Origin of the sequence: Chitinophaga eiseniae (assembly GCF_900167135.1) — a bacterium.
Classification (GTDB): Bacteria; Bacteroidota; Bacteroidia; order Chitinophagales; family Chitinophagaceae; genus Chitinophaga; species Chitinophaga eiseniae.
Genome location: NZ_FUWZ01000001.1, coordinates 1 through 26071, shown reverse-complemented (window position 1 = coordinate 26071; position 26071 = coordinate 1). Strand labels below are relative to the sequence as shown.

At 48.4% G+C, this 26071-nt stretch carries 18 protein-coding genes and 2 rRNA genes; 12 read left to right on the top strand and 8 right to left on the bottom strand.

Going from position 1 to position 26071, the window contains the following annotated elements:
* The first annotated feature begins 124 nt into the window (after positions 1-124).
* Genes B5D63_RS00100 through B5D63_RS00090 form a run of 3 tightly spaced genes read left to right on the top strand, consistent with a single transcriptional unit; the run spans position 125 to position 6052 of the window.
* Positions 125-3262, top strand: coding sequence for a TonB-dependent receptor domain-containing protein (locus B5D63_RS00100; RefSeq protein WP_200816883.1), 3138 nt, complete (start codon positions 125-127; stop codon positions 3260-3262).
* An 11-nt stretch (positions 3263-3273) separates the two neighbouring features.
* Positions 3274-4695 (top strand): hypothetical protein, encoded by a 1422-nt coding sequence (locus tag B5D63_RS00095; RefSeq protein ID WP_078666758.1) that lies wholly within the window; start codon positions 3274-3276, stop codon positions 4693-4695.
* A 10-nt stretch (positions 4696-4705) separates the two neighbouring features.
* The gene (locus B5D63_RS00090) at positions 4706-6052 is read left to right on the top strand and encodes an alkaline phosphatase family protein (RefSeq protein ID WP_078666757.1); all 1347 of its coding nucleotides are present in this window, start codon (positions 4706-4708) and stop codon (positions 6050-6052) included.
* Positions 6053-6154: 102 nt separating this feature from the next.
* Here the strand turns inward: B5D63_RS00090 and B5D63_RS00085 are convergent, their stop codons facing one another.
* The gene (locus B5D63_RS00085; RefSeq protein WP_078666756.1) at positions 6155-6892 is read right to left on the bottom strand and encodes a hypothetical protein; all 738 of its coding nucleotides are present in this window, start codon (positions 6890-6892) and stop codon (positions 6155-6157) included.
* Positions 6893-7358: 466 nt separating this feature from the next.
* On the opposite strand from B5D63_RS00085, the gene B5D63_RS00080 reads away from it, so the two are divergent.
* From B5D63_RS00080 to B5D63_RS00055, 6 genes are all read left to right on the top strand, one after another.
* Entirely contained in the window at positions 7359-7898 is a 540-nt protein-coding gene (locus B5D63_RS00080; protein ID WP_078666755.1) for a hypothetical protein, read from the top strand.
* Positions 7899-8160: 262 nt separating this feature from the next.
* Entirely contained in the window at positions 8161-8685 is a 525-nt protein-coding gene (locus B5D63_RS00075) for an RNA polymerase sigma factor (protein ID WP_078668474.1), read from the top strand.
* Positions 8686-8800: 115 nt separating this feature from the next.
* On the top strand, positions 8801-9895 hold the full coding sequence (locus tag B5D63_RS00070; protein WP_078666754.1) for a FecR family protein: 1095 nt from the start codon (positions 8801-8803) through the stop codon (positions 9893-9895).
* A gap of 31 nt (positions 9896-9926) precedes the next feature.
* Positions 9927-12926, top strand: coding sequence for a SusC/RagA family TonB-linked outer membrane protein (locus B5D63_RS00065; protein ID WP_143312704.1), 3000 nt, complete (start codon positions 9927-9929; stop codon positions 12924-12926).
* A 14-nt stretch (positions 12927-12940) separates the two neighbouring features.
* A complete protein-coding gene (locus B5D63_RS00060) occupies positions 12941-14581 on the top strand; it encodes a RagB/SusD family nutrient uptake outer membrane protein (protein WP_078666752.1) in 1641 nt (546 codons plus the stop codon).
* Between the two features lie 22 nt (positions 14582-14603).
* Positions 14604-15587 carry a metallophosphoesterase gene (locus B5D63_RS00055; protein ID WP_200816882.1) on the top strand — a complete coding sequence of 328 codons (984 nt, stop codon included), beginning with the start codon at positions 14604-14606 and terminating at the stop codon, positions 15585-15587.
* Positions 15588-15652: 65 nt separating this feature from the next.
* Here B5D63_RS00055 and mnmE read toward each other — a convergent pair whose 3' ends face one another.
* The 5 genes from mnmE to B5D63_RS00030 all read right to left on the bottom strand — a co-directional run bounded on the left by mnmE (position 15653) and on the right by B5D63_RS00030 (position 20254).
* Positions 15653-17032 (bottom strand): tRNA uridine-5-carboxymethylaminomethyl(34) synthesis GTPase MnmE, encoded by a 1380-nt coding sequence (mnmE, locus tag B5D63_RS00050; protein ID WP_078666750.1) that lies wholly within the window; start codon positions 17030-17032, stop codon positions 15653-15655.
* Positions 17033-17132: 100 nt separating this feature from the next.
* On the bottom strand, positions 17133-17969 hold the full coding sequence (locus tag B5D63_RS00045; RefSeq protein ID WP_078666749.1) for an energy transducer TonB: 837 nt from the start codon (positions 17967-17969) through the stop codon (positions 17133-17135).
* A gap of 52 nt (positions 17970-18021) precedes the next feature.
* Positions 18022-18609 carry an ExbD/TolR family protein gene (locus tag B5D63_RS00040; RefSeq protein ID WP_078666748.1) on the bottom strand — a complete coding sequence of 196 codons (588 nt, stop codon included), beginning with the start codon at positions 18607-18609 and terminating at the stop codon, positions 18022-18024.
* A 66-nt stretch (positions 18610-18675) separates the two neighbouring features.
* The gene (locus B5D63_RS00035; RefSeq protein WP_078666747.1) at positions 18676-19341 is read right to left on the bottom strand and encodes an ExbD/TolR family protein; all 666 of its coding nucleotides are present in this window, start codon (positions 19339-19341) and stop codon (positions 18676-18678) included.
* 58 nt (positions 19342-19399) lie between these two features.
* Complete coding sequence (locus tag B5D63_RS00030; RefSeq protein WP_078666746.1) at positions 19400-20254, bottom strand: MotA/TolQ/ExbB proton channel family protein; 855 nt, start codon at positions 20252-20254, stop codon at positions 19400-19402.
* A gap of 757 nt (positions 20255-21011) precedes the next feature.
* On the opposite strand from B5D63_RS00030, the gene B5D63_RS00025 reads away from it, so the two are divergent.
* The 3 genes from B5D63_RS00025 to B5D63_RS00015 all read left to right on the top strand — a co-directional run bounded on the left by B5D63_RS00025 (position 21012) and on the right by B5D63_RS00015 (position 25590).
* Positions 21012-23564 (top strand): zinc-dependent metalloprotease, encoded by a 2553-nt coding sequence (locus tag B5D63_RS00025; RefSeq protein WP_235021428.1) that lies wholly within the window; start codon positions 21012-21014, stop codon positions 23562-23564.
* Positions 23565-23710: 146 nt separating this feature from the next.
* Positions 23711-24742: a LacI family DNA-binding transcriptional regulator gene (locus B5D63_RS00020; RefSeq protein ID WP_078666744.1), complete on the top strand. Its 1032-nt coding sequence runs from the start codon at positions 23711-23713 to the stop codon at positions 24740-24742.
* A 38-nt stretch (positions 24743-24780) separates the two neighbouring features.
* Entirely contained in the window at positions 24781-25590 is an 810-nt protein-coding gene (locus tag B5D63_RS00015; protein WP_143312703.1) for a hypothetical protein, read from the top strand.
* Positions 25591-25750: 160 nt separating this feature from the next.
* Here B5D63_RS00015 and rrf read toward each other — a convergent pair.
* Both rrf and B5D63_RS00005 read right to left on the bottom strand, forming a co-directional pair.
* A 5S ribosomal RNA gene (gene rrf / locus B5D63_RS00010) occupies positions 25751-25862 on the bottom strand.
* Between the two features lie 121 nt (positions 25863-25983).
* A 23S ribosomal RNA gene (locus B5D63_RS00005) occupies positions 25984-26071 on the bottom strand; the annotation flags it as partial.

Genomic DNA, 26071 nt, shown 5'->3' with positions numbered 1-26071 from the left:
GGTTTAGTTCCTGCGCCTGTTGGAAGGCACAGCATTTTTAACGAATCACATTAAAAACACTACAAAAATGAGAAATTTTTACGCCGGTTGCGTCAAGCCGGTCAAAACTCTTTTTTCCTTAAAAATGAGACTAGCACTCTTTTTCGCATTCCTTTCCACCTCTATGGCCTCTGCCGCGCACATGGAAGGCCAGTCCATGGAAAAGATCAGGGTGGACATCCGGGCGAAAGAACTCCCGATGAAAAATGTACTGCAGATGATCGAAAAACAATCATCGCTGACCATCGGATACGACATCAGCGCCATCCCTGCTGAAAGTAAGGTCAGCTACGCTGCCAGTGGTAAAACTGTGGCCGTAGTCCTGAGAGAGCTGTTGAGCTCTTTTCCGGTCAACGTAGTACAGGTGAATGACAAATACCTGCTGATACAACCCAACGGCCAGCAACAGGTGGTAAAGATCAGCGGCCGTATTACAGACGCTAAAACCCATGAGCCTTTACCCGGTGTCAGCATCAGTATCAAAGGAAGTTCCTCCGGCGCTCAGACAGACGTGGAAGGCCGTTTCTCCCTGGGCTTTCCGGCTGGCAAAGAAGAAATTACGCTGGCCGTCTATTTCATGGGTTTTAAGAAGAAAGAAATAATACTGAAGAGAGATAACTGTACAGGCCTGCATATTCAGCTGGAAGAAGACCGCCTGGGGCTCGATGAAGTAGTGGTAACCGGCCAGGGCGTGGACATCGCCCGCCGCCGCCTGTCTTCCAACGTGGTGAGCATCGGCGCCCGTGATATCGAAGATGCCCCTGCCACCAGGATCGATCAGTTGTTACAGTCCCGGCTGCCCAACGCACAGATCAAGCTTACCGGCGGCCAGGCCGGCGCGACCTCCATCATACGCGCGAGAGGCGTTAACTCCGCCTTTGTGAACTCCACACCGATCATCTATGTAGACGGTGTTCGTATGGACAATCTCAACACGGTGTCTGCACTGGGCGGCGGCAGCGCACAGGGCGCTGCCATCAGCGCCATCTCCGACATTCCGATGGAGAATATCGAGAAGATAGAATACATCAACGGCGGCGCTGCCACTACCCTCTATGGCTCCGATGCCGCCAACGGCGTTATCCAGATCTTCACCAAAAAGGGAGGCGCCGGCAACGTGGCGGTCAACGCGGAAACACAGATGGGTATTGAAACACCCACCGCCGACTTCCTTCACTTCAAACGGACCCAAGACCTGTTGATGCAAAATGGCCTCTACCAGAAACATCATATCGGTCTCAACGGCGGCCAGGATAAATTCGGCTACAGCTTTTCCGGTAATTATCTCAACACACAGGGCACGGAAATATTCAATCAGAACAGCAACCGTAAGATCGACTTCAGTACCGGTTTCCGTGCAGGCCTCGGAGAAAAAGTGACGTACGAAAGTTCCTTTACCTATGTCAACAATAAATACAAACGCACCCGTAATGGTAACCAGGGCGGCTATACGGGCCTGTGGTTTACGGAGAGCGGCGCTTCTGCCATCACCGGACCAAAATTCAACCCCAACATTGACGACCTCTCCGAGGCGGAATTTCAGAAAATGAAAAACTATGTCCGCGAAGCAGAACGTTTGCAGGACAACGATATCACGGTCAACCGTTTTCAGACTTCCCAGTCGTTTAAATACCGTCCGCTGAAGAACCTTGTGTTTAAAGCTACCGGCGGCATCGATTACCGGGTACAGAAAAACCAGGTGATCACCACCAACAAATACCTGTCTTTCACCACCGGCAACCCGGTAAAGGACCAGGGCAGCATCACCAACAATGATCGCAAATATCTCGGTATCACGCTGGAGCTGAACGGGCAGCACGAATGGAAAACAGGCCAGTTCTCCTTCGTTACCACCGCCGGCACGCAGTTCTTCCGCAATGAAGATCAGCAGATCGCCTACAACGGCAGCAACATCCGCGACGGCGCCAGGAATATCAAAGACGCCGCCTCCAAAACCAGCGATGAGTTCTACCTGGAAGTAGTGAATTATGGTATCTACCTGCAGGAAAACATCGGTTTTAAAAATAAACTGTTCCTCGACCTGGGTATCCGTGGCGACGGTAACCCTGCCTTTGGCCGTAACATCGGTATTCAATATTACCCTAAAGTCGGGTTCTCTTATATCCCCAGCGCAGAGCCATGGTTCGCCGGCATCGGACAGGTGTTGTCTTCCGCCAAAGTACGCGGCGGTTTTGGCATTGCGGGGAACCTGCCAACAGCGTTCGCCAATGAAAGAACCATCGCCTTCCAGGGCTATAACAGCGATCAGGCGGCGTTCTTCGGCCAGCCGGGCAATGATAACCTGAAGCCGGAAAAAACACAGACGCTGGAGGCCGGCATCGACCTGGGCCTCCTGAAAGACCGCCTGTTGATATCCGCGGGTTATTACAATGCTGTTACCAAAGACGCCCTGTTCTATGTGCCACCGACGCCATCCACAGGACAGTCGCTGTCACAGCTGTACAATGTTGGTAAGATCCTGAACCGTGGCTGGGAGCTGAGCATCACCGCTATCCCGGTAGACACCAAAGACTTTACCCTCCGCCTGAACGCCTCTGTCAACACCATGTACAATAATGTGGAAAGCGCCGGCGGTGTGGCGCCTTTTAACATCAACGGTTTCAGCGCTCGTACCATTCAGACCGTGGTACAGGAAGGATACCCTATCGGCTTCCTGCGCGGCAACTACGGTGTATTTGGCCCTGATGGCGTGTTACAGACCACTACCGCACAGCAGAACCTCGGCACCACTATTCCGAATCTCTTCGGTAGCCTGGGCCTGAACCTGCGTTACAAACAGTTTAATTTCTTCGTCAACGGCGATTATCAAAAGGGGGCTTATGCCAACTCGTTTGACCGGCAGTTCCGGTTTAACTATGGCGCCGGTACCGAGGGTATTCCACAGGCTGAAATCGATAAAAACAAGCGGAGCAACTGGCTGAACTTCACGAATATGTTCACCGAAAAAACCGACTATCTGAAGATCAGGCTGATCGGTTGCAGTTACAGCTGGAAACCGGCAATGTTCAACAAAGTGATCAAATCCGCCACAGTAGGTTTCTCTGCCGTTAATCCGCTGAATTTCGCCGCTTCTTCCTTCGATCCGGAATCTACCATCAGCGGCAGCGCGCAGGGCCAGGGAGGCGCCACCACCGGCGGTATCTCCTACGCCACTTATTCAGCGCCGCGGCAGTTCATAGGCACTTTACGTTTAAACTTCTAAACCTGTCAATCATGAAAAAAAGATATATCACCGCTGCCCTCTTTGCAGGTATGCTTGCTATGGACAGCTGTTCCGTATTAAATCCGAATGTTACAGAACCGGTGTTCCTGGAGAATCCCAATGCCGCTGCCAGCTGGGTGACCGGCCTGCGCAGGCAGCTGGCGCTGACGATGAACCAGGTGGTGGTGTCTACAGAACTGGTGTCCGACAACTATTACAACAACCGCACGCTGAGCAGTAAGGTGTTCGACATTCCCCAGATCGACTATTATGATCTTGATGTCAACAATCTGCAGATACAGATACAGCGCTTGCGGGAGATGTCTGAGTACGGCCTCGGCAAAGTGTTGCCGGCCGATCCTGCCGCCACCGCCGCCGATTCGGCAGAAGTATATTTCAGCAGCGCCTATGCGCATATGCTCAGCGGAGAGCTGTTCGTAGCGCTTCCGGGCAGTGCCGGCGGGCCTGTACTTACACCAGCGGAACATCTGCAGAAGGCAGTCCGTCAGCTGGACCAGGCGATCGCCTTAAGTAAAAACGCCACAGAAACAGCCGCCTATACGTTGCTCAAAGCAAGGGCTTACTACGCGCTCGGTGACGCAGCCAATGCCGCCAAATTCGCTGCCGCCGCTATCAATAACAATGGTACGTTGTTGCGCCAGGTAAAATATGACGGCGTGAACAATGTGACCAACGACATGCAGACCTACCTCTTCTCCTCTACCAACAATGAGTTTGCACCGTTGCCGCGGCTGGACTTCCTGGACCCGAAGTATTTCCACACCGGTCTGGCAGCCAATGATCAGAAGCCGGTAACCATCGTTAAAGCAGAGGAAAGCTGGCTGATACTTGCAGAAACACAGATCGCCGCCGGCAACCTCACCGAAGGCCGCAGCTCACTGAAGCAGTTACTGCAGGTGGTGGCCAACCGACCGGCCGTGATGGCAGATGATAAAAAGGAGACCCGCAATGGTGGCAATCGCACCGACTACCCGTTGAAAGCCGTACAGGTAAAGTTCGATGCTAACGACACCCCGCGCAGCAATTACGTATTGGACCGGCAGGCAGGCAACGTTAAAGTATATACGGTATCCGGCACGATGGTAACGGATGGCGACCTCGATGCCGCCATCACGGAAGATCAGCTGTTGTATATGCTCTATCGGCTGCGCCAGGAGATCTTTATTGCAGAAGGCAGGAGGATGACCGATCTGGGTATCAAATTCCCGGTATCGCAAACCGAGCAGCTCAACAATCCCCATGTAAAACAGGAGCACCTGAAAGCGCAAATCCCCGCCTTTATCCCGCTGGGCCGTGGCATGGACGATTTCACATATGACAAAGCCAATGGTGTTGTTACCATGAAGTACGACATGAATGCCGTACTGGTAAAGAACAAACATGCTAAAGAGATTTTCCCGCTCATTCCTTAAAACCATCATCATGAAAAAAATATTATTCTTCGTATATGCCTTATTGTTATCATCCACCAGTATCATGGCACAGCAGGCTAAATATGTGATATTGATCAGCATTGACGGTTTCCGTCCTGATTTTTATCTCGACCGTTCCTGGCCGGCGCCCAATATGCAACGGATGAAAGAGAAAGGCGTACACGCCACCGGCGTCACCGGCATCTTCCCAACGATCACCTATCCATCCCATACCACCCTTATCACAGGCGTAAAACCCGCCAAACACGGCATCTGGTACAACACCCCTTTCGAACCGGAAGGGGCCAGCGGCCGCTGGTATTCAGAGACCAGTCACATCAAGGCAGAAACGCTCTGGGATGCCGTGGGCAAAGCAGGAATGATCTCTGCGTCCGTATCCTGGCCGGTGTCTGTCGGCGCCCCGGTGACCTACAATATCCCTGAGACCTTTTCCCTGAGCAATCCCGGTGACCGCAGAGCGCCTACCAGCGAGCAGTCCACCCCTAAAGGCCTCTTCGAGGAAGTGCAAAAAAATGCTACCGGCGAGTTACAGTCCACCGACATGAACCTCCGTTACCTCGGTATGAATGAAACGCTCAGCCGCATGGCCGCTTACCTGATCCGCCGCTATAAGCCCAACCTGCTGACCGTACACCTCCCCTGCACCGACGAGGTGCAGCACCGCGAAGGCCGGGAAGGTAACGCCGTAGCCACCGCGGTCGCTTCTGCCGACCATGGCATCGGCACCATCCTCGAAGCCATCGAAAAAGCTGGTATCAGCGACAGTACCGCCATCATCATCACCGGCGACCACGGCTTCGTGGACATCCACACTTCGCTGTCGCCCAACGTATGGCTGGCACAGAAAGGACTGGCCGGCACCAAAGAAAATCCAGGCAGCTGGAAAGCGCTGTTCCACAGCGGTGGCGGGTCCACCTTCCTTAAACTGAAAGACAAAAAAGATCAGAAAACACTGCAGCAGGTAAAAACCATGCTGAACGAACTACCGGAAGGCATCCGTAAACAGTTCCGGGTAATAGAACAGCCTGCGCTGGCAAAGACAGGCGCCGATCCGGACGCAGTGCTGGCACTCACCGCCGTGCAGGGCATAGCCTTCTCCGGCAACAAAGAAGGAGAAGCCATTAAAAAAGCGCATGGCGGCGCACATGGGTACTTCCCTGATTTCAGAGAGATACAGACCGGCTTTATCGCCTATGGCGCAGGCCTGGGAGAACATATAACCGTTCCCGTAATAGAACTGACAGATGTAGCGCCACTGGTGGCTAAATTACTAGGTATTCCGCTGAAAGAGGCGGATGGGATCGTATATCCCGGAGTGATGAAAAAAACCAATTAAAACAGGTAACTGATGGAAGCGGGGTGTCTACCCCGCTTCGCTTACCTCCATCTTTTCGCAGGGCCAAGGGTCGAATATGGCTTTCACTACGGCAAATATCCGTTATTGTTTCTGCTGCAAGGCGCTTATTTGCGACTGTTGCACATCCAGCTGCTTCTTTAACGAAATGATATACAGAGAAAGCTCTTCCACTTTTTCCAGTAAGATCTTGTTCATTTCTCCCAAGTCCACCCCGTCGCTTTTCACTTCTTCGGCAGAAGGTACACCCGGCAGATGACCTTTGCTGACTATATACCGCTCCAGTTCTTCAATTGACGGGAGTTTATAATCGGGAAGAAACACATAGTCTGCCCAGCTCTCCTGGGTTACTTTAACTCTCCTGGCGGCAATGGTACCTTCAACAGCCAGTTTGTATCCCAGCGGCTTTTTTGTTCCGATGCCTACACTACCCGCTCCGGTTACCGTCATCATAGTTCCGGAATCATTCCTGAGTGTCAGCAAATCCCAACCAGTGCTAACACCATTATCAATATACACCCCTCTCTTGGTGGTGCTGTTCAGTTCAGAAGCCGTACCGGGGCCCAACAGCGTCACCATACCATTGCTTCTGAAAACGCCGTTTACATCCAGTTTCAACCCCGGAGAAGTGGTGCCAATGCCTACATTTCCGTTCGGAAGTATGGCGGCGTCTCCACTGTTTAAAGTACCGCCCAACCGGAGACCTATACTGGTGACACCATACAATTGCGCTCCCGCCCTTGTAAGACCGATGCTGTAAGCCTGCCCTCCCTTTGAAGATAATACGCCCAGGCTAAATTCGCCCCTGACATCCAGCTGCACAGTGGGAGAATCCGTTCCAATACCAACTTTTCCTGAATCCGGAAGCCAATTTTTTTGGGCATAAACATCCGCAACTAAAAGGCAGAATAACGGGACAAACAAATAAAATAATCTCATAGGTTTATTTAAGTTAACAGTGATGAAAAAAAGTTTGTTAGTTATTCATATGAGCTACCCTGGACTATTTTGTGCAGTACAGGTGCTTTCCTCAGATATACGACGCAAAAGTAGTCAACAATACATTTAAATAAATATTACATATAATGTATTTATTTAAATGTATTTACACCCCCTTTACGATTTATTTACAAAGGTTACACTTTTATTTACAACACAGACTCCCCGGTTGAAAGACACCTAAGTAATTTTGCTATATCAACTTTGCCAGGATATAATGACGAAAGAAGAGCCTTAAACGGATCTGATTTACCAGGAAATAGATGTATGCTAATTAAATCCACAAAATATGAAAAAAATTATTTATGCACTGATCTTGCTGCCGGTTGTGGCAAGCGGACTAGTATTCGCTAATCGCGAAATCAAAAATGGGTCTTCTAAAAATTCATCCCCCAAGCCCCTCTCTGCAACTGAAAGGGACGCCGAACGGAAAAAATGGGAGGCTACCCCGGAGGGTATAAAGTTCAAAAAATGGGAAGCGTCTCCCGCAGGTAAAAAAGTGCTTTCCGGTGCTGAAAAAATACGAAATCATATAAGGGATTCCTCTAACATGGAGGCTATTGTAACTTCACTTTCCCTTCCGCCAGGTTCCCGGTTAGGTTTCGGAGTGATGGCCAGGATTAATGGGGAGGATTACATTATAACATTTCAGCCGGAAAAATCCCAACTTGCGCAATTGAAAAGCCTGAAAGTGGACGACAAAATAATTATAAGAAGCCATGGCGTATCATACGCGCCCAAGTATTCCTATCCAATAGTATCGGGCAATTATGTAGAGCGGGACAGTAAAATAATTTATCAGCGTGTTCCCAGCAAAGGCGGTTGCTAGGTAAATTTTAATTTACACCTGCTGGCTTGTCCCCCTGGATAGATTGAAAACCCAATTGATCCAGGGGGACATAAAATTGGTCTTCAATTGATTAAATAAGCAAAAGCGTTTCTGCATCCCGACAACGGCCCCCTACCGACTGGAAGTTAAAACTAACCTGGTTAAGGGTGGGTACGTAAGCAATATGTTAAAAAATACTTAATAAAAAAATAATATCTTGCTAGTAAGCGGCTCGGAGGGAGCTGCTAATTTTGTCGGGCATATGCATTTAATAAAAAGAATAAAGGAAAACGACCAAAAATCCTTCGATCTTGTCTACGAAAGTTATCACGACCAGATTTATGGCTATGTGCTACATCGCTCAAAGTCCACCTACATTGCACAAGAGGTTACCCAGCTTACTTTCATTAAACTATGGAGCAACAGGGAAACACTCAATGAAGAAACAGCTATTCATCTACAGCTCTTCGGAATGGCCAGGCAAGTCATGATCGACCTCCTTCGCAAAGAGTCCGTACGTTTCAAATACGAAGGGCAGGCGGCCGAAACGCCATTTACTGACAGCCTTATCGACGCTATTGAAAGCAGGGAGCTATTGAGATTAATGGAAGAGGACATACAGGATATGCCCAGGATGAGGAAGATGATCTTCGAGCTCAGTCGGAAGAATGGGCTGTCCCATAAAGAAATCGCCGAAATTTTTTCCATCTCGCCCAAAACGGTAGAATACCATATCGGGAAAGCCCTTCTCCAACTAAAACAGCACCTCTACTCCATCATGCTGTAAGCACAGATTGACCCGCCTTCGCTACACTTCTCCCTCACGCCTTTTCTCCGGCCTCTCCAATATTAAAAAAATATTAACCGACTAGGGATAGTTCTTCGGGCCACGTAATAAGGTCATGAAGGTGAAAAAAAATAGCGGCACGGGGAAAAACCGTCCGGCTGATAATAAAGATGCTATCCGCAAAAAGATCTGGGAGAATCCCACGGTTATCAGTAAACTTTTTAGTGATCAGGCCTGGCAGGACTTCAAGGCAGATGATACCGCGCATCCTATACCGGGCAAAGACATGCTCGATCATATACATGTGGAAATGGACAGGCAATCCACGGCCCGGGAACTCAGGGTGTTCCGGAAGCAACGCACGCTCAAGGTAATTCGTTACGCAAGCGCAGCGGCGGCCGTTCTCCTGGTAATCTCATTAAGCTTTTGGCAGTTCAAAAGGCCAAACGTGGCTAACCCAGCAGCGAAGTTCCAACCGGTAGAAAGGACTTCGGAAACTCGGGACCCGCTTTGGTCGGTCGTTAACAACGATGCTGAAAATATCAAAACCGTAAAATTACCCGATGGTTCTACGGTAGGTTTATACGCCCAAAGCAGCATCCGTTACCAGAAGGCGTTTACAGCAGCATCCCGTGAAGTGCAATTGCACGGGAAAGCCTATTTCGCAGTAATTCAAGATCCTTCTCGTCCTTTCAGTGTATATGCAGGTGGCACCAAAACCACTGCGCTGGGTACTTCTTTTACAATTGATACCCGTGCACAAGCATATAAAACCACCGTAAAGTTACATACAGGAAAAGTGATGGTAGCTTCTGCCAATATTAACGCTGTTTTCAACAATGTATATCTCAATCAACAAGGTGAAAGCTTCATGTTTGATAGCCATACCAACCGCACCGAATTGGTAAAACTGTCCGAGAAACAAACGAGAAAAGCGATGAAAGCTACCAACATCCGGTTATCGGACATTAATAACATTCCTCTCAACGAGGTCATTGGGGCCCTCGCAGATGTCTATAAGGTAAAAATCAATATACGTAAAGTCTCATTGGCCAATATCCAATACACGGGTAGCATTGATGTTGAAAGTGAAACTATCCAGGAGGCATTAACACTGATCTGCCTGATTAACAGTCTGCATTACGTCGCCGAAAAAGACGGTTCCTATACCATTTATCCCGCCACAACCAATAAATCAACAATAAAATAACTACCTAACAATGTTTAACTACACGTTGCACATGAAAAAAAGCATACTCTGCTCATTGTTCCTTTGTCTGGTCGTCGTTCAGGCAAACGCACAACAGGAACAAGTCAAAGGTGCCACACAGGATGAAACCGGAAATTTCCTTCCCGGGGTAAGCATCAGGGCTATTCATGCCGGCACCAATAAAAGCTTCGCCACCATCTCTTCCGAAAGGGGGCTTTTTAGTTTTGCTAACCTGCCGGAAGGTGGTCCCTATCAGTTCATCTTTAACTATATGGGCTATCAGCCTGATACGCTTGCTGGCTATACCATCTCCAATGGTAAACAGCTTGCGCTCAGCGTAAAACTTCGCCCTGTGGCCACTGCCCTCCAGGAAGTGGTGATAGGCTACAGCAGAATATCGCGTAAGGATGTAACCAGTTCTATTACCAGTATAAAAGCCAAAGATTTCAACCAGGGCGTGTTCAATTCGCCGGCACAGATTTTACAAGGCAAAGTACCGGGGTTGGTGATTTCTGCCAGCAACGATCCCAATGCAACACCTTCGGTTACCCTGCGCGGTTCATCTACGTTAAGGTCCGGCGAGGCGATGGAGCCCTACTATGTAATAGATGGCGTGCCTGGAGCTTCTTTAGCGCTGGTTGCTCCGGACGATATCGCCAGTATTGATATTCTCCGCGATGCCGCGGCAACGGCGATTTACGGTTCTAAAGCCGCGAATGGTGTAATTATCGTAACTACCAAGAAAGGGAAAACCAATCAAAGTGCCATTACCTACAATGGTTATGTATCGGTAGATAAAGTAGCCAAAAACCTGGATATGATGGATGCCGCGCAATACAGGAGCTATGTGCTGGACAATGGCTTTTCCTTAGACCCTTATGATGACATGGGCGCCAATACCAATTGGCAGAAAGAAGTACAAAGAACCGGGATATCAGACAACCATAACGTTTCTATTATTGGAGGTAACGAGAAAACGCAGTACAACGCAAGTATCAACTACTTCAAAAATAATGGCGTAATTAAAGGCACTGATATGAACCGCCTGATCGGGAGAGCCGGCGTACAAACCAGAGCACTGAACAATCGTATGGAACTCGCATTCAATCTGACCGGAAGTTTAACCAAGCAGAATGATGTGCCGGCACAGGGACAAGGATTAAGTGTTTACGATGCCATGGCATATTACCTTCCTATTTCGCCGGTAAAGAACCAGGACGGTTCGTGGTTCGAATACCCTCAGCGTTCACAATACGCTAATCCTGTATCCCTCGTTGAGGAAAATACTATGCTCAGGAACACCAAACTTTTACAGGCACACGTCAAAGCGGGCTACGAAATTCTTTCCGGGTTAAAATATAATCTGGACCTATCGCTGCAGAACAGGCAGTTTAACCAATCTTCCTATAATTCAACCAAATCTATGGTGGCAGCAGGAATGAATGGCAGGGCAATCAGGACAGCAGTTGAAGATAAAAGAGTCGTTTTTGAAACCAATTTTAACTATGAGAAAACCTTCGGAAGACACAAAGTAGGCGCCCTGGTTGGTTACTCATGGGAAGAGAACAACAATAATGACGGCTTCCAGCTTTCTTCCTATAACTATTATAACGACGACCTGAGTTATTATAACCCTGGAGTGGCAAACAACATCGACATTACTGCAATGGGCGATTACAATCTTTCCACATTGAGAATGATCTCTGTTTATTCCAGGGTTAACTACGCGCTGGACGGAAAGTACCTTTTACAAGCCACTGTTCGCCGCGATGGTTCTTCTGCTTTCGGCATCAACAATCGTTGGGGAACCTTTCCGTCGGTATCTGCCGCCTGGAGAATGTCTGAAGAATCTTTTATTAAATCAATGGATTTCTTCGACGACCTGAAGCTCCGTGCCGGCTACGGCATAAGCGGAAACTCATTGGGCTTCGACGTGTTTACTGCAACAAGACTTTATGGAGCTACTGGTTGGTTCACCAACGCGGCAGGGCAGCAAATGCGGGCTTTGGGTGCCATCAGAAACGATAATCCGGACCTGAGGTGGGAACGTACAGGCATGTTGAACCTTGGCGTAGATTTCGCCATGTTCAGGAATCGTTTGAGCGGTAGCGTAGAATTTTATGACAAGAAGACCAAAGACCTGATTTACGACTATGCGGTAACCATAGGACCCAAATATCAATTTGGTATTTTAACGACAAACGTCGGCCAGATCGATAACAAAGGTTTTGAAGTAAGCCTGAATGGAACTCCCGTGCAAACCCAACAGTTTTCATGGAATACTGGCATTGTGTTCTCTCACAACAAGAATAAAGTTGTCAAAATCTCCAACGAAGAATTTTCAGTCAACTATATCGACCTTGCCGACTTAGACGGGGCGGGCCAAAGTAATGCCCGGCAACAAAGGCTGATAGAAGGCTATCCTATCGGACAGTTCTACACCTGGGAATGGGCAGGCTATAATGACGAAGGCGTATCTACCTTTTATGTTCGTAATAAGGATACCGGGGAAAAAACCGGAGAGACGACCACCACCCCCATGGACAAGGACAGAGCAGCTACGGGAAGTGCCCAGCCAAAATACACCTTGGGATGGAACAACAATTTCAGCTACAAAAACCTAAGTTTAACGATGCTGTTTCAGGGGGTATTTGGCAATAAGATCATGAATGGTACACGTGCCAGGCATTCAAACGTACGTGGCAACGCTGGCAACAAAAATTTACTGGCAAGTGTGGTAGAAACTGAGCGCGTTACGGATTTCAACTCCCACTACCTGTCTGACAGATACCTGGAGAACGGAGACTACCTGCGCTTAGCCTCTTTGTCATTAAGTTATACTTTCAGGAAAATTGGGAACGGCCTTAAAAATGTTCGTGTATTTGCTACTGTGAACAATGCTTTTGTTATCACGAAATACAAAGGATTAGATCCAGAGGTGAACCTTGGTGGAATTACACCAGGTATTGATAATCGCCAAACCTACCCAAAAACACGCACCTTCATGTTTGGTGTAAACTTTAATTTATAAAAAGAAAAACGGTAATGAAAAAATATATCAAATCAATCCTGATACTGAGCATGGTTACCGTGGTCAGCGGTTGCACCAAATTGGATGTAGATATCAAATCGCGATATACCAGATTCCCCGATTCACAAGCGGCTGCCGAAGCTGTATCCGCCAGTGCTTACAATGCCTATCGAGGTGCTATGGGCCGTGACCATTGGATGGCACAAACGCTATCGGGCGATGAAGCCGTTAGTGTGGCGATGGGGTCAGACTGGTATGATGGTGGCGTATACCGCCAGTTCCATCTGCATAATTGGACGGCTGACAATGGTATACTTCCAAACATATGGAACTCGGCGATGAGTGGTATCGCATCATGCAATGAAATACTGGCATTATTTGCCAACGACGAAAGTACCATCTCCGCGCCAATACGTGCCATTCGCGCCTATTATTATTTTATCCTGATGGATAACTTTGGCGCTGCTCCTATTATGACCAAATTGGTCGCGCAACAGCCTGAAAGGTCTCCACGTGCAGATGTGTGTAAATTTATAGAGGCAGAGCTACTGGCTGTAAAGGATAGGTTGCCGGTGAATGTAGATGCAGGCACTTATGGGAAAGCAACACAGTATATGGCTGCCGCACTGTTGGCAAAGCTCTATCTTAACTGGGCTGTTTATACTACACCGGATGTGGCTAATTATACGCCTGGCCTGCCAAATGAGAAATTGCGGAATGCAGTTGAAATGTGCGACTTCATCATCACCTCAGGGAAATTCAATCTGAGTGACAGGTTCCTGACCAAGTTCCGCCCGGATAACGGGCCGCATATCAAAGACTTTATTTTTGCGATGCCTTTTGACAGGGAAAGGCAACAAGGGATGACCTATAGTCGTTTCTGGATCCACCGTAGTGCCCAGAAGCAGTTCGGCGACCTCCCTCAAAGTGTTGGCGGAACTTTCCGCGTACTGCCTGCCTACCTCGATAAATTCAATCTTACAGGCGACGAAAGAAATGCTTCCTATATCGGAGGTAAACAATACTATTGGAATAACTATGCCCCTACAGCGAATCCTTTCCTTATCAACACTTCCAAAAGGGGAATTGACCAGGACTATAACGGAAGCGATGCCGATAAAAAATTCGATTGGCACATGGAGTTTACCAGGGAGATCACCCTTCGTCCAAATGGTGCCGCTACACTGGATGTTGGTAATGACCAGAAAGGCCGTTCTATGGGCTATCGTTCTGTCAAATTCTATATGGATGTAAATGTTACGGCGGCACAAAACCGCAGCCAAAGTAATGACGTACCGATCTTTCGTTATGCCGATATTCTTTTGATGAAAGCCGAAGCTATTTTACGTGGTGCCACAGCAACCAATGGCGAAACAGCCATGGCTTTGATGAACCAAATCAGGAGTTACGTAAAAGCGCCATCATTGACTACGCAGCCAGATCTGGATGCACTTTTAGATGAAAGGGCCCGCGAATTTGCAGATGAATCATGGAGACGTAACGACTTAATCCGTTTTGGGAAATTCGAAGATAACTGGGGTTTCCGCAACCTCTATCCAGCCGGGTTTACCGAAAAGTACAGAAGGATATTCCCTGTACCTACCACGGTCTTAAACCTTAATACAAATTGGCGACAGAACACAGGCTATAATTAGATCGATGAAAAGAAGAGACTTTATGAAAGGCACCCTGGGCACTGCCCTTGGTGCCACGCTTTCCGGAGCAGCCTTAACAGGCCTGGCCACCGGGATGCCGACACAGATCGAAAGCGGAGACATTGATTCCCGCGCTTCGCTTAAGGATGAATTTGATCTGCATTTTATGGCAGTAGGCGATTGGGGACGAAACGGTGCTGATCACCAGTTACAGGTAGCGAGGCAAATGGGCAAATGGGCCACTGAAAATCCTAACGATTTCATTATCTCCACCGGAGATAACTTTTATCCCTCGGGCGTAGCAAGCGAACATGATCCGCTCTGGCATTATTCCTACGAGAATATCTATACAGATTTTTCGCTGCAATGGGACTGGTACCCCATCCTCGGCAACCATGATTACAAATCTGATCCGGAAGCCCAGGTGAGGTATTCCAAAATAAGCAGGCGTTGGAAAATGCCTGCCAGGTACTACAGCAAAACCTTCAGACTTAAAAGTGGTGAGAAGTTGCTGATAGCCTTTATCGACACAAATCCGATGATCCCCGAGTTCTATAAAAACAGCGAATATGGCCCGCACGTAGCCGGACAACAACCGAAAAAACAGTTGGATTGGTTAGACAAACTCCTGGCAAACTCAGATGCCTGCTGGAATATTGTGGTCGGGCACCATCCCGTCTATACTGCCGGTCCACGTACCGAAAACTATGATACGCTTGCAGTACGTAAAGTATTACAACCTATTTTAGAAAAGCATCAGGTGGATGTTTACCTTTCGGGCCACGAACATTCTATGCAGCACCTGAAAAACAGCAGCGAACATTTCCATCAGTTTATCTCTGGTGCCGGGTCGGAAGTTACGCCGGTTAAACAAAACCTGGGTTATAGCCGTTTTGTAGCTGCGGAGTATGGTTTTATGTACTTTGCCGTTAATACGCGGCAGTTACAATGTAAAATTGTTGACCACCTTGGGAGAACAAGCTATAGTATGGTGATTAGCAAATAAAACATTAAAAGGCTCAATTCACATCGAATTGAGCCTTTTAATGTTTTTATTTGTTGCTGATGATCTTACTTCCCGATACAAAACTTACTAAAAATATAATCCAGCCTGTCTTCATTCGTCACTTCCCCGGTGATTTCTCCGAGATAATGCAGGGCGCGTCGTATATCCAGCGCCAGCAGGTCTCCTGGCAGACCGTTGTCCATACCGTTTTTCACATCGAGCAGTGACTGCATTACTTCCTGTAGTGCTATATGGTGGCGGGTGTTGGTAATGATGGTATCTTCTGTGTTGATATCTCCGGTCATGACTTTCTGTACCAGTTTGTTTTTCAGGTCCTGGATATGTTCATGTTTTTTGGCGGAGATAAAGAGGATGGGCAGGCCGTCGAATTTGGTGCGGGTGGCAGCTTCGCCGGTGACATCGGTTTTATTGCCGACGAGGAGGAAGTTGATGTTATCTGCCTCAAAGGAGGCAATCTGCTGACGGATATCTTCTGCGGAGAGTTCGTTTACGTCGAAGAGGTAAACGACTACGCCGGCTTCCCGGATTTTCTCCATGGTTTTCTGTACGCCGATAGTTTCGATGGTATCGGCGCTGTCGCGGATACCAGCGGTATCGATGAGGCGGAAGAGGATACCGTCTATATTGAGCACTTCCTCGATGGTATCGCGGGTGGTACCGGCGATATCGCTGACGATGGCCCTGTTTTCATTGAGGAGGGTATTGAGCAGGGTGGACTTGCCGGCGTTGGGTTTGCCTACGATGGCGGTGTTAACGCCATTTTTGATGACGTTGCCCATGCGGAACGAGTCGATAAGGTGCCGAATGGTGATGGTGGCGTTGGTCACCAGTTCATACAGGCGGGTCCTGTCGGCAAATTCCACGTCTTCCTGGCTGAAATCCAGTTCCAGTTCTATGAGGGCGGAGAAGGTGATGAGTTGTTCCCGGAGGGCGTGCAGTTCTTTGGAGAAGCCGCCGCGCATTTGCTGCATGGCTGTCTGGTGGGAGGCGGCGGAGTTGCTGGCGATCAGGTCGGCCACGGATTCGGCCTGTGTGAGGTCCAGTTTACCGTTCAGGAATGCCCGCTGGGTAAATTCGCCGGGTTTGGCGAGGCGGGCGCCTTCAGCGATGGAGGCTTCGATGATTTGTTGCTGGATGTAGGGAGAGCCGTGGCAGGAAATTTCGATGACATCTTCTCCGGTATAGGAGCGGGGTCCTTTGTAGAGGCTTACCACCACTTCGTCGATCACTTTACCGCGGTGGACGAGGCTGCCGAAGTGGAGGGTATGACTGGCCTGCAGCAGCAGGTCTTTACCGGGGAAGAGGGTGTTGCAGATGGGAAATGCCTCCTTACCGCTGAGCCTGATAACGGCGATAGCGCCGAGGCCTGGTGCGGTGGCGACTGCAACAATAGTATCATCAAATCCTGTTAGTTTTCCCAGCATACCGGTTCAGTTTTTTTACGAAAGGCAAAGGTACTAAAAATCAAAAGCCCCGTTTCAATCAGCTTGAAACGGGGCTTTTGTGTAATATGATGTAGTAGTACTACTCTTGCAGTGTAAAGCGGATCGGGAGGTTGAACTGTACAGAAACCTGGCGGCCGTTTTGCTTACCAGCTTTCCATTTAGGCATGGTTTTCACCACGCGCACAGCTTCTTCTTCCAGACCACCGCCTTTTGCAGCGCCTACTGTTTTCACATCTTTGATGTTACCTTCTGAGTCAACTACGAACTGTACGAATACAGTACCGGAGATACCGTTTTCCTGCGCAACGCGTGGGTAACGGATGTTTTTGCTCAGGTATTTGGCCAGCGCTTCCTCACCACCAGGGAAGGTAGGAGGCTGCTCTACGAAAGTGAAGATCTCTTCTTTTGCAGGAGCAGGAGGCGCTTCTACCACACCAGTACCTTTACTATCTTCCAGCAGGCCCGCATCGATACCGTTCGGGTCACCTTCCACAGTTTTGGTGCTGATGGATTTTTCTTTAATGTCGGCCTGTTTTGGCGGTTCTTCTTCCGGTGGTACTTCGTTATCTTTCTTGATCACCGGAGGGGTGAACTGAACTGACGGTTTAACCGGCGGCGGTGGTGCCGGCGGAGGAGGAGGCGGTGGTGGTGTTTTCGGATCATCCGGAAGTTTCACGTCTTCCATCTTGATCTCCTGGATCACCGGCTTCTTGTTGTTTTCACCTTCAGAAGCTTTTACGTAGTTGGTGATGATATAAGCCAGGAAGAACACGACGAACAAAGACACGGTACCCAGAATGGCATTCCGCACCCGCTTGTTATACTGCCTCCTCAGATCATAAGCCCCATAGTCCTTGTTCCTGCCGTCAAACAGGATATCAAGAAAATCGGACTTTAAGATTTTAGCTGAATCCATTGTTGATTGTAATTTTTATATGGATGCAAAAATTTGATTAATTCCACAAAGGCTATTTTACGCCGTTAGCATTTTCTGTCTGCTTGATCCATGTTTTGTCCTGGTCGCTGATGTCAACGGTGGCATAACGCTGTATGCGGTTGATCGCCATTTCGTCCAGAATGTCCACAAAGTTGGCGTAGGTGGCGTCGTCATCGGCTTTAATGATAACTACCACATCTTCCGGCTCTCCTTTTGCATTCCTCAGTTTGGACACTTCATCCCTTTTCCTGATGATCTCATCGCGGATACCGCCTTTGTTGGCAAAGGAAGAAGCCTTGAAGAAGTCAGGATTGGCAGATGCATTCGGGTCCTGTGCCAAACCTTCATAATAGTATACTCTGTTGTCTTTTCCCAGCAGGATGGTCAGCGCAGTACTTTCTTTTACTTTGTTCTGCTCTTTCTCATCCTTGGTATCTTTTGGCATGATCAAGTCCATGGTCTTGGGCTTGCTCATCGTCGTGGTAAGCATGAAGAAGGTAATCAGAAGAAAACCCAGGTCCACCATCGGAGTCATGTCTACGCGGGTAGACTGCTTCTTCGATTTCGTTCCACCGTGTTTCTTCCCACCACCACTACTGCTGGTATCCATTTCTGCCATAGTAGCTCTTTTTTTTCGTTTTTAAATCAGCAGCCTTCCAGGCCAGGAAGTCAGTGCTGCCGTTTACTACTCTTTCTTACCATGAGCACCGCCCTGCTCTTCCTGCCATGCGGCAGTACCGGGAGGGGCAGCTTTCAGGTTCGTTACCAGGTTGAGCTTCTGAATATGCTTCTCTTTGAAGGTATCCAGAATTTCCTTGATCTTGGGATAAGGAGTGGCGTTGTCCGCTTTGATACAGTACTTCAGTTTGTTGAAGTTGCCTCCCTGCGCAGCCATACCATACTCGATCCAGGTTTTTAACTCATTGTTTGCGGAATCGGTAGGGATTCCTTTATCAAGACCCTGTTTTTTACGCTCGTCTTCAGAAACAGACAGGTAAGTTTTCAGGTCTTTGATCGGGGTACCAACACTTGCACCGGTAACAAAGCTCTTTACTTCTTTGTCAGTCAGACCAAGTTTGAACTGTGTGTTCAGGTCCTCGATCATTTTTTTTCTTTTAGCTTGGCCGTCCATGCTGAAAAACACTCTGCCATCCTTATCTACAGTGAATAATAACACGTCAGAATCAGGTAAAAGGGTAGTGTTGATAGAAGACGGGGTAACTACCGTTACCGGTTCATCCGGTTTGAACTTCGTCGCCAGCATAAAGAAAGTTAAGAGCAGAAAAGCCACATCACACATTGCTGTCATGTCAATAGCCGTGCTTTTCCTGGGCATTTTAACTTTAGGCATCTTTACTTTTTTTATGGTTTACTTTAAATAGATTCAAAACCGCTGAAATTCCACAAAATTATTTGTGGTTTGCAGCAAAGCTCTGTGTTAAAGTAAAGCCGGACTCATCAATAGCATAAGTGATACCATCGATGTTGGTAGTAAAGTAGTTATACATGATGATCGCGATAGCGGAAGTACCGATACCCAGTGCGGTGTTGATCAACGCCTCGGAGATACCCAATGCCAGCTGTGCAGAGTCTGGTGCGCCACCGGAAGACATCGCAGAGAACGCTTTGATCATACCCAATACTGTACCGAACAGACCCAGCAGGGTAGCTACGGAAGCAATGGTAGACAGGAACACCAGGTTCTTTTCCATCATCGGCAGTTCCAGGGCAGTAGTTTCTTCAACTTCGTTTTTAATGGTCAGGATCTTCTGCTCAGTGTCCAGCTCAGAGTTGGTAACCATTTCTTTGTACTTTTTCAGACCAGCTTTCAGCACGTTACCTACAGAACCTTTCTGTTTGTCGCACTCAGCTAAAGCAGCGTCAACATTTTTGTTGGCCAGGTGATATTGTACTTTACGTACCAGCTCAGAACCGCTGAATTTACCTTTAGCTTTTGACAGGTACAGGAAACGCTCAATTACGAAAGTCAGACAAACGAGCAATACAGAAATCAATACCGGTACTACATATCCACCTTTGTAAACAGTACCAAACCACTTGCCAATACCAGAATCAATTGGGTGCCCATCTGGATTATTACCTTGGAAGTTGGCTGGATTACCTAATACAAAGAAGAAAAACAGAAATCCTATCACTAAACAGATAGGCACAGCCAACGCCGCGAACAGGTTGGACGACTTTTTAGGTTGATGAGAAGAAGCCTTAGCTGTAGCTGCAGTCACAGTTGTTTTAGTCTCAGCCATGTTGATTGAAATTTTAGTGTTAAAAATTAAACTATTGTTTGTTAGAAGTTACGATTTACAATTTCTCATTGTGGAATGCTTCCCAGCACTCAATTTACCCTTTAATTTACTCTTTAATGAGCGATTCGCAAAGTTATAAGGTTGGCCCAAAAAAACAAGTGCAGCCCAAAAAAACCCACAAAAATTAACCTAGCACCACAAAAGCCCCACTATAGGGCTTTTCAACCACTTGTTTTTTGTTTTGAGCAAACACTTACATTAGCAAATAACCAATAATATTGCAGTCCTCTTAAACTGTTACTGTCCCAAAGATTTGAAAGCGTTTAATTTTTTTCAAAGTTGGACGCACAATTTAAGAAAAAATTCAAATGTTCCAACAGAAATCTTACAAAACTGAGAACATATTTATTCCCGCGCCAGTCAACACTTTGAGGCATAGCTAATTGGTTTTAGCTTACCCGTCTGCACACTTTTTCAAATCCTCCCCTGGCAAATTCAACACTGTAGCGGAATGTCATTTGCCCTACCCACATGCTACTATATGAAAATATTATGTACTATAACAATAAATGATTACATAAAAAAGTTGGTGTGACAACTACTGTGTGAACTTCCATTGCCGCCTTCAACCCTCCTTTTTTCCATTCCTACGCCCTTTCATACGCTTATGGATTTTCCTCATAAGTTAATACTTTATGTACGTAATTGCAATCCCATTTTAAAAAAATCGAACGTTACACAAAAACCAATCAATCAAATGCACACACCACGCCAATTGAAACGAATGCTCGCAGCGGCCGGTATCGCCTGCCTTGCAACAGCCGTTTCACTACCCGCTGCCGCCCAGCGGAAAAAGAAAAACGCCGCGCCGCCAGCTTCCACAGCTCCCGCTAAAGACACCACCGCCAAACCTCCCATGATCAAACCAGGCCCCAAACCCGCTGTGAAAGCCTTCTCAGAGGTAATCACCGATAAAGCCGCCGCAGACTCCGGCCTGTTCAATATATACAAACAGGATGACCGCTATTTCTTCGAAATAGCCGACTCCCTCCTCGGCAGAGATATCCTCGTGGTCAACAGGATCTCCAAATCAGCAGCCGGCCTGCGCGCCCAGATGATGGGCTTCTCCGGTGACATCATCGGCGAAAACGTCATCCGCTTCGAGAAAGGACCCAACAACCGCATCTTCCTGAAAAACATCTCCTACTCGGAAGTGTCGAAAGACTCCACCCAGCCGATGTTTACCGCGGTAATGAACTCCAACCTCCAGCCAATAGTAGCTGCCTTCGATATCAAAGCATTCTCCAAATCAGGCCACGGCAACGTCATCGACCTCACCGAATACATGTCCGGCGACAACGACGTGCTCTTCTTCGACGGCTCCGTTAAACATATGCTGAAACTCGGTGGCGCCCAACCGGATAAATCCTACATCTCCGATGTAAGGTCCTACCCGATGAACACCGAAATCAAAACCGTTAAAACCTATTCCCGCATGGGCGGCCCTTCTGCCCCCGGCGCACCGCCAGCCCCGGGAGGCTTCGCTACCGTTGAACTCAACAGCTCCATGGTACTCCTCCCCGCTGTCCCCATGAAACCACGCTATTTCGATCCCCGCGTAGGCTTCTTTACCACCGGGGTGACCGACTTCGACGCAGACCCGCAAGGCGTGAAAAAACTCCAGATGATCACCCGCTGGCGCCTCGAACCCAAACCGGAAGACATGGAAAAATATAAACGCGGTGAACTCGTGGAACCACAGAAACCTATCGTGTTCTATATTGATCCGGCTACCCCCGCCAAATGGCGCAAATATCTTATCATGGGTGTCAATGACTGGCAGTCGGCCTTCGAAGAAGCAGGCTTCAAAAATGCCATTATCGCTAAAATGGCGCCCACAAAAGCGGAAGATTCTACCTGGTCTATCGAAGACGCCCGTTTCTCCGCTATCGTATACAAACCGTCTGAAGTGCCCAACGCCAGCGGCCCCCACGTACACGATCCCCGCTCCGGCGAAATCCTGGAAAGCCATATCAACTGGTACCACAACGTGATGCGCCTGCTGCGCAACTGGTACTTTGTACAGGCTTCCCCTAACGACGAACGCGCCCGCAAAATGCAGTTCAGCGATGAACTCATGGGCGATCTCATCCGCTTCGTTTCCTCCCATGAAGTAGGACACACCCTGGGCCTCCGCCACAACTTCGGCTCCAGCTCTACTTATCCTGTGGAAAAACTACGCGATAAAGAATGGGTGAAAAAGAACGGCCACGCCGCCTCTATCATGGACTACGCCCGCTTCAACTACGTGGCGCAACCCGGTGACGGCATCTCCGGCGCCGATCTCTATCCCCGTATCAACTACTACGATAAATGGGCCATCCAATGGGGATACCACCTGCTGCCCGATGCTAAAACACCGGAAGCAGAAACGCCTATCCTCAACAAAATGACAGTGGAAAAACTGAAGGATAAAAAGTATTGGTTCGGCACCGAGTCCAATCCTAACGATCCCCGCTCCCAGAACGAAGACCTCGGCGACAACGCCATGAAAGCCAGCGCCTACGGTATTAAAAACCTGCAGCGTATCATGCCCAACCTGCTCGCCTGGACCCGCGTCAGCAACGAAGGCTATGGCAACCTCTCCGAACTGTACAAGGAAGTAGTATCGCAGTTCGGCCGCTATATGGGCCATGTTACCAAGAATGTTGGCGGTATTTATGAAACACCGAAAACAGTAGAGCAGGAAGGCCCCATATATGAGTATGTGCCGAAAGCTATCCAGAAAGAAGCCATCCAGTTCCTCTCCCAGCAACTGTTTACCACCCCTAAATGGCTGGTAAACCAGGACCTGCTCAGCCGCATCGGCGGAGATGGTACCGCCCTCGTAATATCCACACAAATGCCAACACTGGGCAGACTGCTGTCTGTTAACACGCTCAATAAACTGAGCGCTGCAGAAGCCGCCCTGGGCGCCGCCGCCTATCAACCGGTGGAAATGCTCAACGACCTGAAAAAGGCCATCTTCACCGAAGTATATGCGCACACAGCGGTAGATGCCTACCGTCGTAACCTGCAACGCGGCTATGTAGACAACCTGGCCGGCATGCTCGCACCGCCTTCACCAAGCCCGATGCCTGGTTTCGGTGCTGCCAACGCGTCCCGCTCCGATGCCGCCGGTATCGCCCGTGCACAACTCTCCACACTCAGAAATGATCTTCGCGCCGCTGCCGGTTCCGGTGATGCCTCTACCCGCAATCACTATCAGGACCTCATCGCACGCATTTCGAAAGCGCTGGACCCTAAATAACGGTAAAGAATATACGAAAATTTATCATGTCCCCTTCCGGCATCCGGAAGGGGATTTTTTGTACTCTCCCCTCCGGCACGCCTGTTTATATTGTTGTGGAAATTGCTTAATATAGCTTTACCTTTAATGTAAATACAGCCTCAAAAGTGAAAGAACGCACCAATAAAATAACGATATACGACATTGCTCAAAAGCTGAATTTATCCGCATCCACGGTGTCCCGCGCATTGCAGAACAATCCGCTGATCAACGAGGAAACCCGCGAGAAAATACAGGCGACAGCAATGGACATGGGTTATGTGCCCAACTGGATAGCCTCCAGCCTGCGTAAAAAACGTTCCAACATCATAGGGCTGATCGTCCCCCGTACTTCCATGTACTTCCAGAGCACCGCTATCAGCGGTATCCAGCACGAGGCGCATAAATACGGCTTCAGCATCGTCATCGGTCAATCCGATGAAACCGTGGCCATGGAGAAAGAACTGGCACATACCTTCTACTCCCTCCGGGTAGACGGCCTGCTGGCAGTAGCTTCCATGTTCACCACCAACTTCGACCACTTCAGCCCTTTTATAAAAAATAATATCCCCCTCGTGTTCTACGATCGCGTGCCCGTAGATTTTCCGGGCTACAGCATCACAGGAGACGATTTTAAAGGCGGCTTTCTCGCCACGGAACACCTGATCAAACAAGGCTGTAAAAAAATCGCGCATTTCTCCGGTCAGCTGACCTGCAACCTTTACCAGCAAAGGCTCTCAGGATACAAGGAAGCACTGGCCAAATACAACATTCCATATGAAGAACAACTGGTTTATATCCATAACCTTACTATGGATGCCGCCGGTCAGGCCGCACGGGAACTGTTCGATAAAGGTGACCTCCCCGACGGACTGTTTACCGCCAACGACAGTTCCGCGGTGGCGTTTATCCAGGAAGCCAACAAACGGAACATTGCCATTCCTGGACAAATAAAGGTGGTAGGTTACTCCAACGACCTCTCTTCCCGTATTATCTCCCCTTCGCTCACGACCATCGAGCAATCGGGCTATAACATGGGACAAAAGGCAGTGGAAACGATCGTGAAACTGATCAACCATGAAGAGAACAGTAAAGTCACCAAAAACTTCGTTTTTCCGGTGGAACTGATCCAGCGTGAATCAACCATGGTTAGCAACTGATAGCAACCAAATATTACTAAACAATACCCTGCAACTTTATGAAACGTCGTTATCTCGCTGTCCTATGTCTGTCTGCAGCTATGGGTTTCAGCTCGTGTACCAAACACATCTATGCGCCTAATTCGGCCAACGTACCGCTCCTGAAGGAGAAAAATGAATTCAAGGCAGCCGTTACGCCCTACAATCTGCAGGCAGCCTTCGCGCTGACCAATAACATTGCCATCATGGCCAACGGCCATTATGTATACCAGGTGAACTCCGGAGTGGAAAACTATCCCTCTGATGATATCTTCATTAACGGAGATCTCCGTGGGGGCATGGGAGAAGGCGCCATCGGCTTTTTCAAACCGCTGGACCCAAAGAAAAGGATGGTCTTTGATGTGTATGCCGGCGGAGGAGCAGGCAGCTTCAGGACCCTGGCTTCCGGTGCGGGTGAAGAAGGCGTTAACCAGGAAGATTTCCGGTTGCGGAACAGGTTTTCCAAAATATTTATCCAGCCCAGTATCGGTTTTGTGCATCCTGTGGTGGAAGCAGCTTTCAGCAGCCGCTTTTCCTGCGTGAATTTCTACGACACCTACATGGGTCCCCGTGCATTTGAGAACGATGCCACCGCCAAAAGCGACTTTGTTCGCATTGCCGACAAATCCACCATATTCTACGAGCCTACTTTTACGGTGAGAGCCGGCTACAAGTATGTAAAATTCCAGTCGCAGTTATTGATTGCCGTGCCACTGACAGAAGGTAATACCCAGTACGACCGGATGAACAACTATTTCCAGCCGGTGGTATTTTCTATGGGCGTATCTGTGAATATCGCCCACTGGTATGATGATTTCAGAAAGAAATAAACAGCGGAGATTATCTTTTGATTTTTACTTCAGGTAGATAGATGCCCACCGGGAAAGCAGTTTTTCCGGTGGGTATTTTTTTGGGGAGCTACATGCACGGTACGGGAAGATATAAAACAAAAAAGCCCTGATGTATGAACATCAGGGCTTTTCCTAATAAATATGGCAGCTACCTACTCTCCCGCATGATAGTGCAGTACCATCGGCCATAAGGGGCTTAACTTCTCTGTTCGGAATGGGAAGAGGTGAACACCCTTGGCATAACCACCATAAGATCTTTGGCTGTTGACGGTCTCCCGTCGTAAGGAAGCAGGTGAGTGATCACCTTATCCTTGCAGCACGCAATAAGATAACATATCGGGAAAGTTGTATACGAACTTAACAGTAATAAAGAAAATTAAAGCTTACGGGCAATTAGTATTACTCGGCTGTGATGTTACCACCTTTACACCTGTAACCTATCAACGTCGTAGTCTGCGAC

What these genes read in the sequence shown, in the direction of transcription:
- mnmE (WP_078666750.1), bottom strand. Translation starts at nt 17,032, where the DNA reads ATGCTGGGAAAACTAACAGGATTTGATGATACTATTGTTGCAGTCGCC.
- B5D63_RS00075 (WP_078668474.1), top strand. Translation starts at nt 8,161, where the DNA reads ATGCATTTAATAAAAAGAATAAAGGAAAACGACCAAAAATCCTTCGAT.
- B5D63_RS00100 (WP_200816883.1), top strand. Translation starts at nt 125, where the DNA reads ATGAGACTAGCACTCTTTTTCGCATTCCTTTCCACCTCTATGGCCTCT.
- B5D63_RS00070 (WP_078666754.1), top strand. Translation starts at nt 8,801, where the DNA reads ATGAAGGTGAAAAAAAATAGCGGCACGGGGAAAAACCGTCCGGCTGAT.
- B5D63_RS00025 (WP_235021428.1), top strand. Translation starts at nt 21,012, where the DNA reads ATGCACACACCACGCCAATTGAAACGAATGCTCGCAGCGGCCGGTATC.
- B5D63_RS00080 (WP_078666755.1), top strand. Translation starts at nt 7,359, where the DNA reads ATGAAAAAAATTATTTATGCACTGATCTTGCTGCCGGTTGTGGCAAGC.
- B5D63_RS00060 (WP_078666752.1), top strand. Translation starts at nt 12,941, where the DNA reads ATGAAAAAATATATCAAATCAATCCTGATACTGAGCATGGTTACCGTG.
- B5D63_RS00040 (WP_078666748.1), bottom strand. Translation starts at nt 18,609, where the DNA reads ATGGCAGAAATGGATACCAGCAGTAGTGGTGGTGGGAAGAAACACGGT.
- B5D63_RS00095 (WP_078666758.1), top strand. Translation starts at nt 3,274, where the DNA reads ATGAAAAAAAGATATATCACCGCTGCCCTCTTTGCAGGTATGCTTGCT.
- B5D63_RS00090 (WP_078666757.1), top strand. Translation starts at nt 4,706, where the DNA reads ATGAAAAAAATATTATTCTTCGTATATGCCTTATTGTTATCATCCACC.
- B5D63_RS00015 (WP_143312703.1), top strand. Translation starts at nt 24,781, where the DNA reads ATGAAACGTCGTTATCTCGCTGTCCTATGTCTGTCTGCAGCTATGGGT.
- B5D63_RS00035 (WP_078666747.1), bottom strand. Translation starts at nt 19,341, where the DNA reads ATGCCTAAAGTTAAAATGCCCAGGAAAAGCACGGCTATTGACATGACA.
- B5D63_RS00065 (WP_143312704.1), top strand. Translation starts at nt 9,927, where the DNA reads ATGAAAAAAAGCATACTCTGCTCATTGTTCCTTTGTCTGGTCGTCGTT.
- B5D63_RS00045 (WP_078666749.1), bottom strand. Translation starts at nt 17,969, where the DNA reads ATGGATTCAGCTAAAATCTTAAAGTCCGATTTTCTTGATATCCTGTTT.
- B5D63_RS00030 (WP_078666746.1), bottom strand. Translation starts at nt 20,254, where the DNA reads ATGGCTGAGACTAAAACAACTGTGACTGCAGCTACAGCTAAGGCTTCT.
- B5D63_RS00055 (WP_200816882.1), top strand. Translation starts at nt 14,604, where the DNA reads ATGAAAGGCACCCTGGGCACTGCCCTTGGTGCCACGCTTTCCGGAGCA.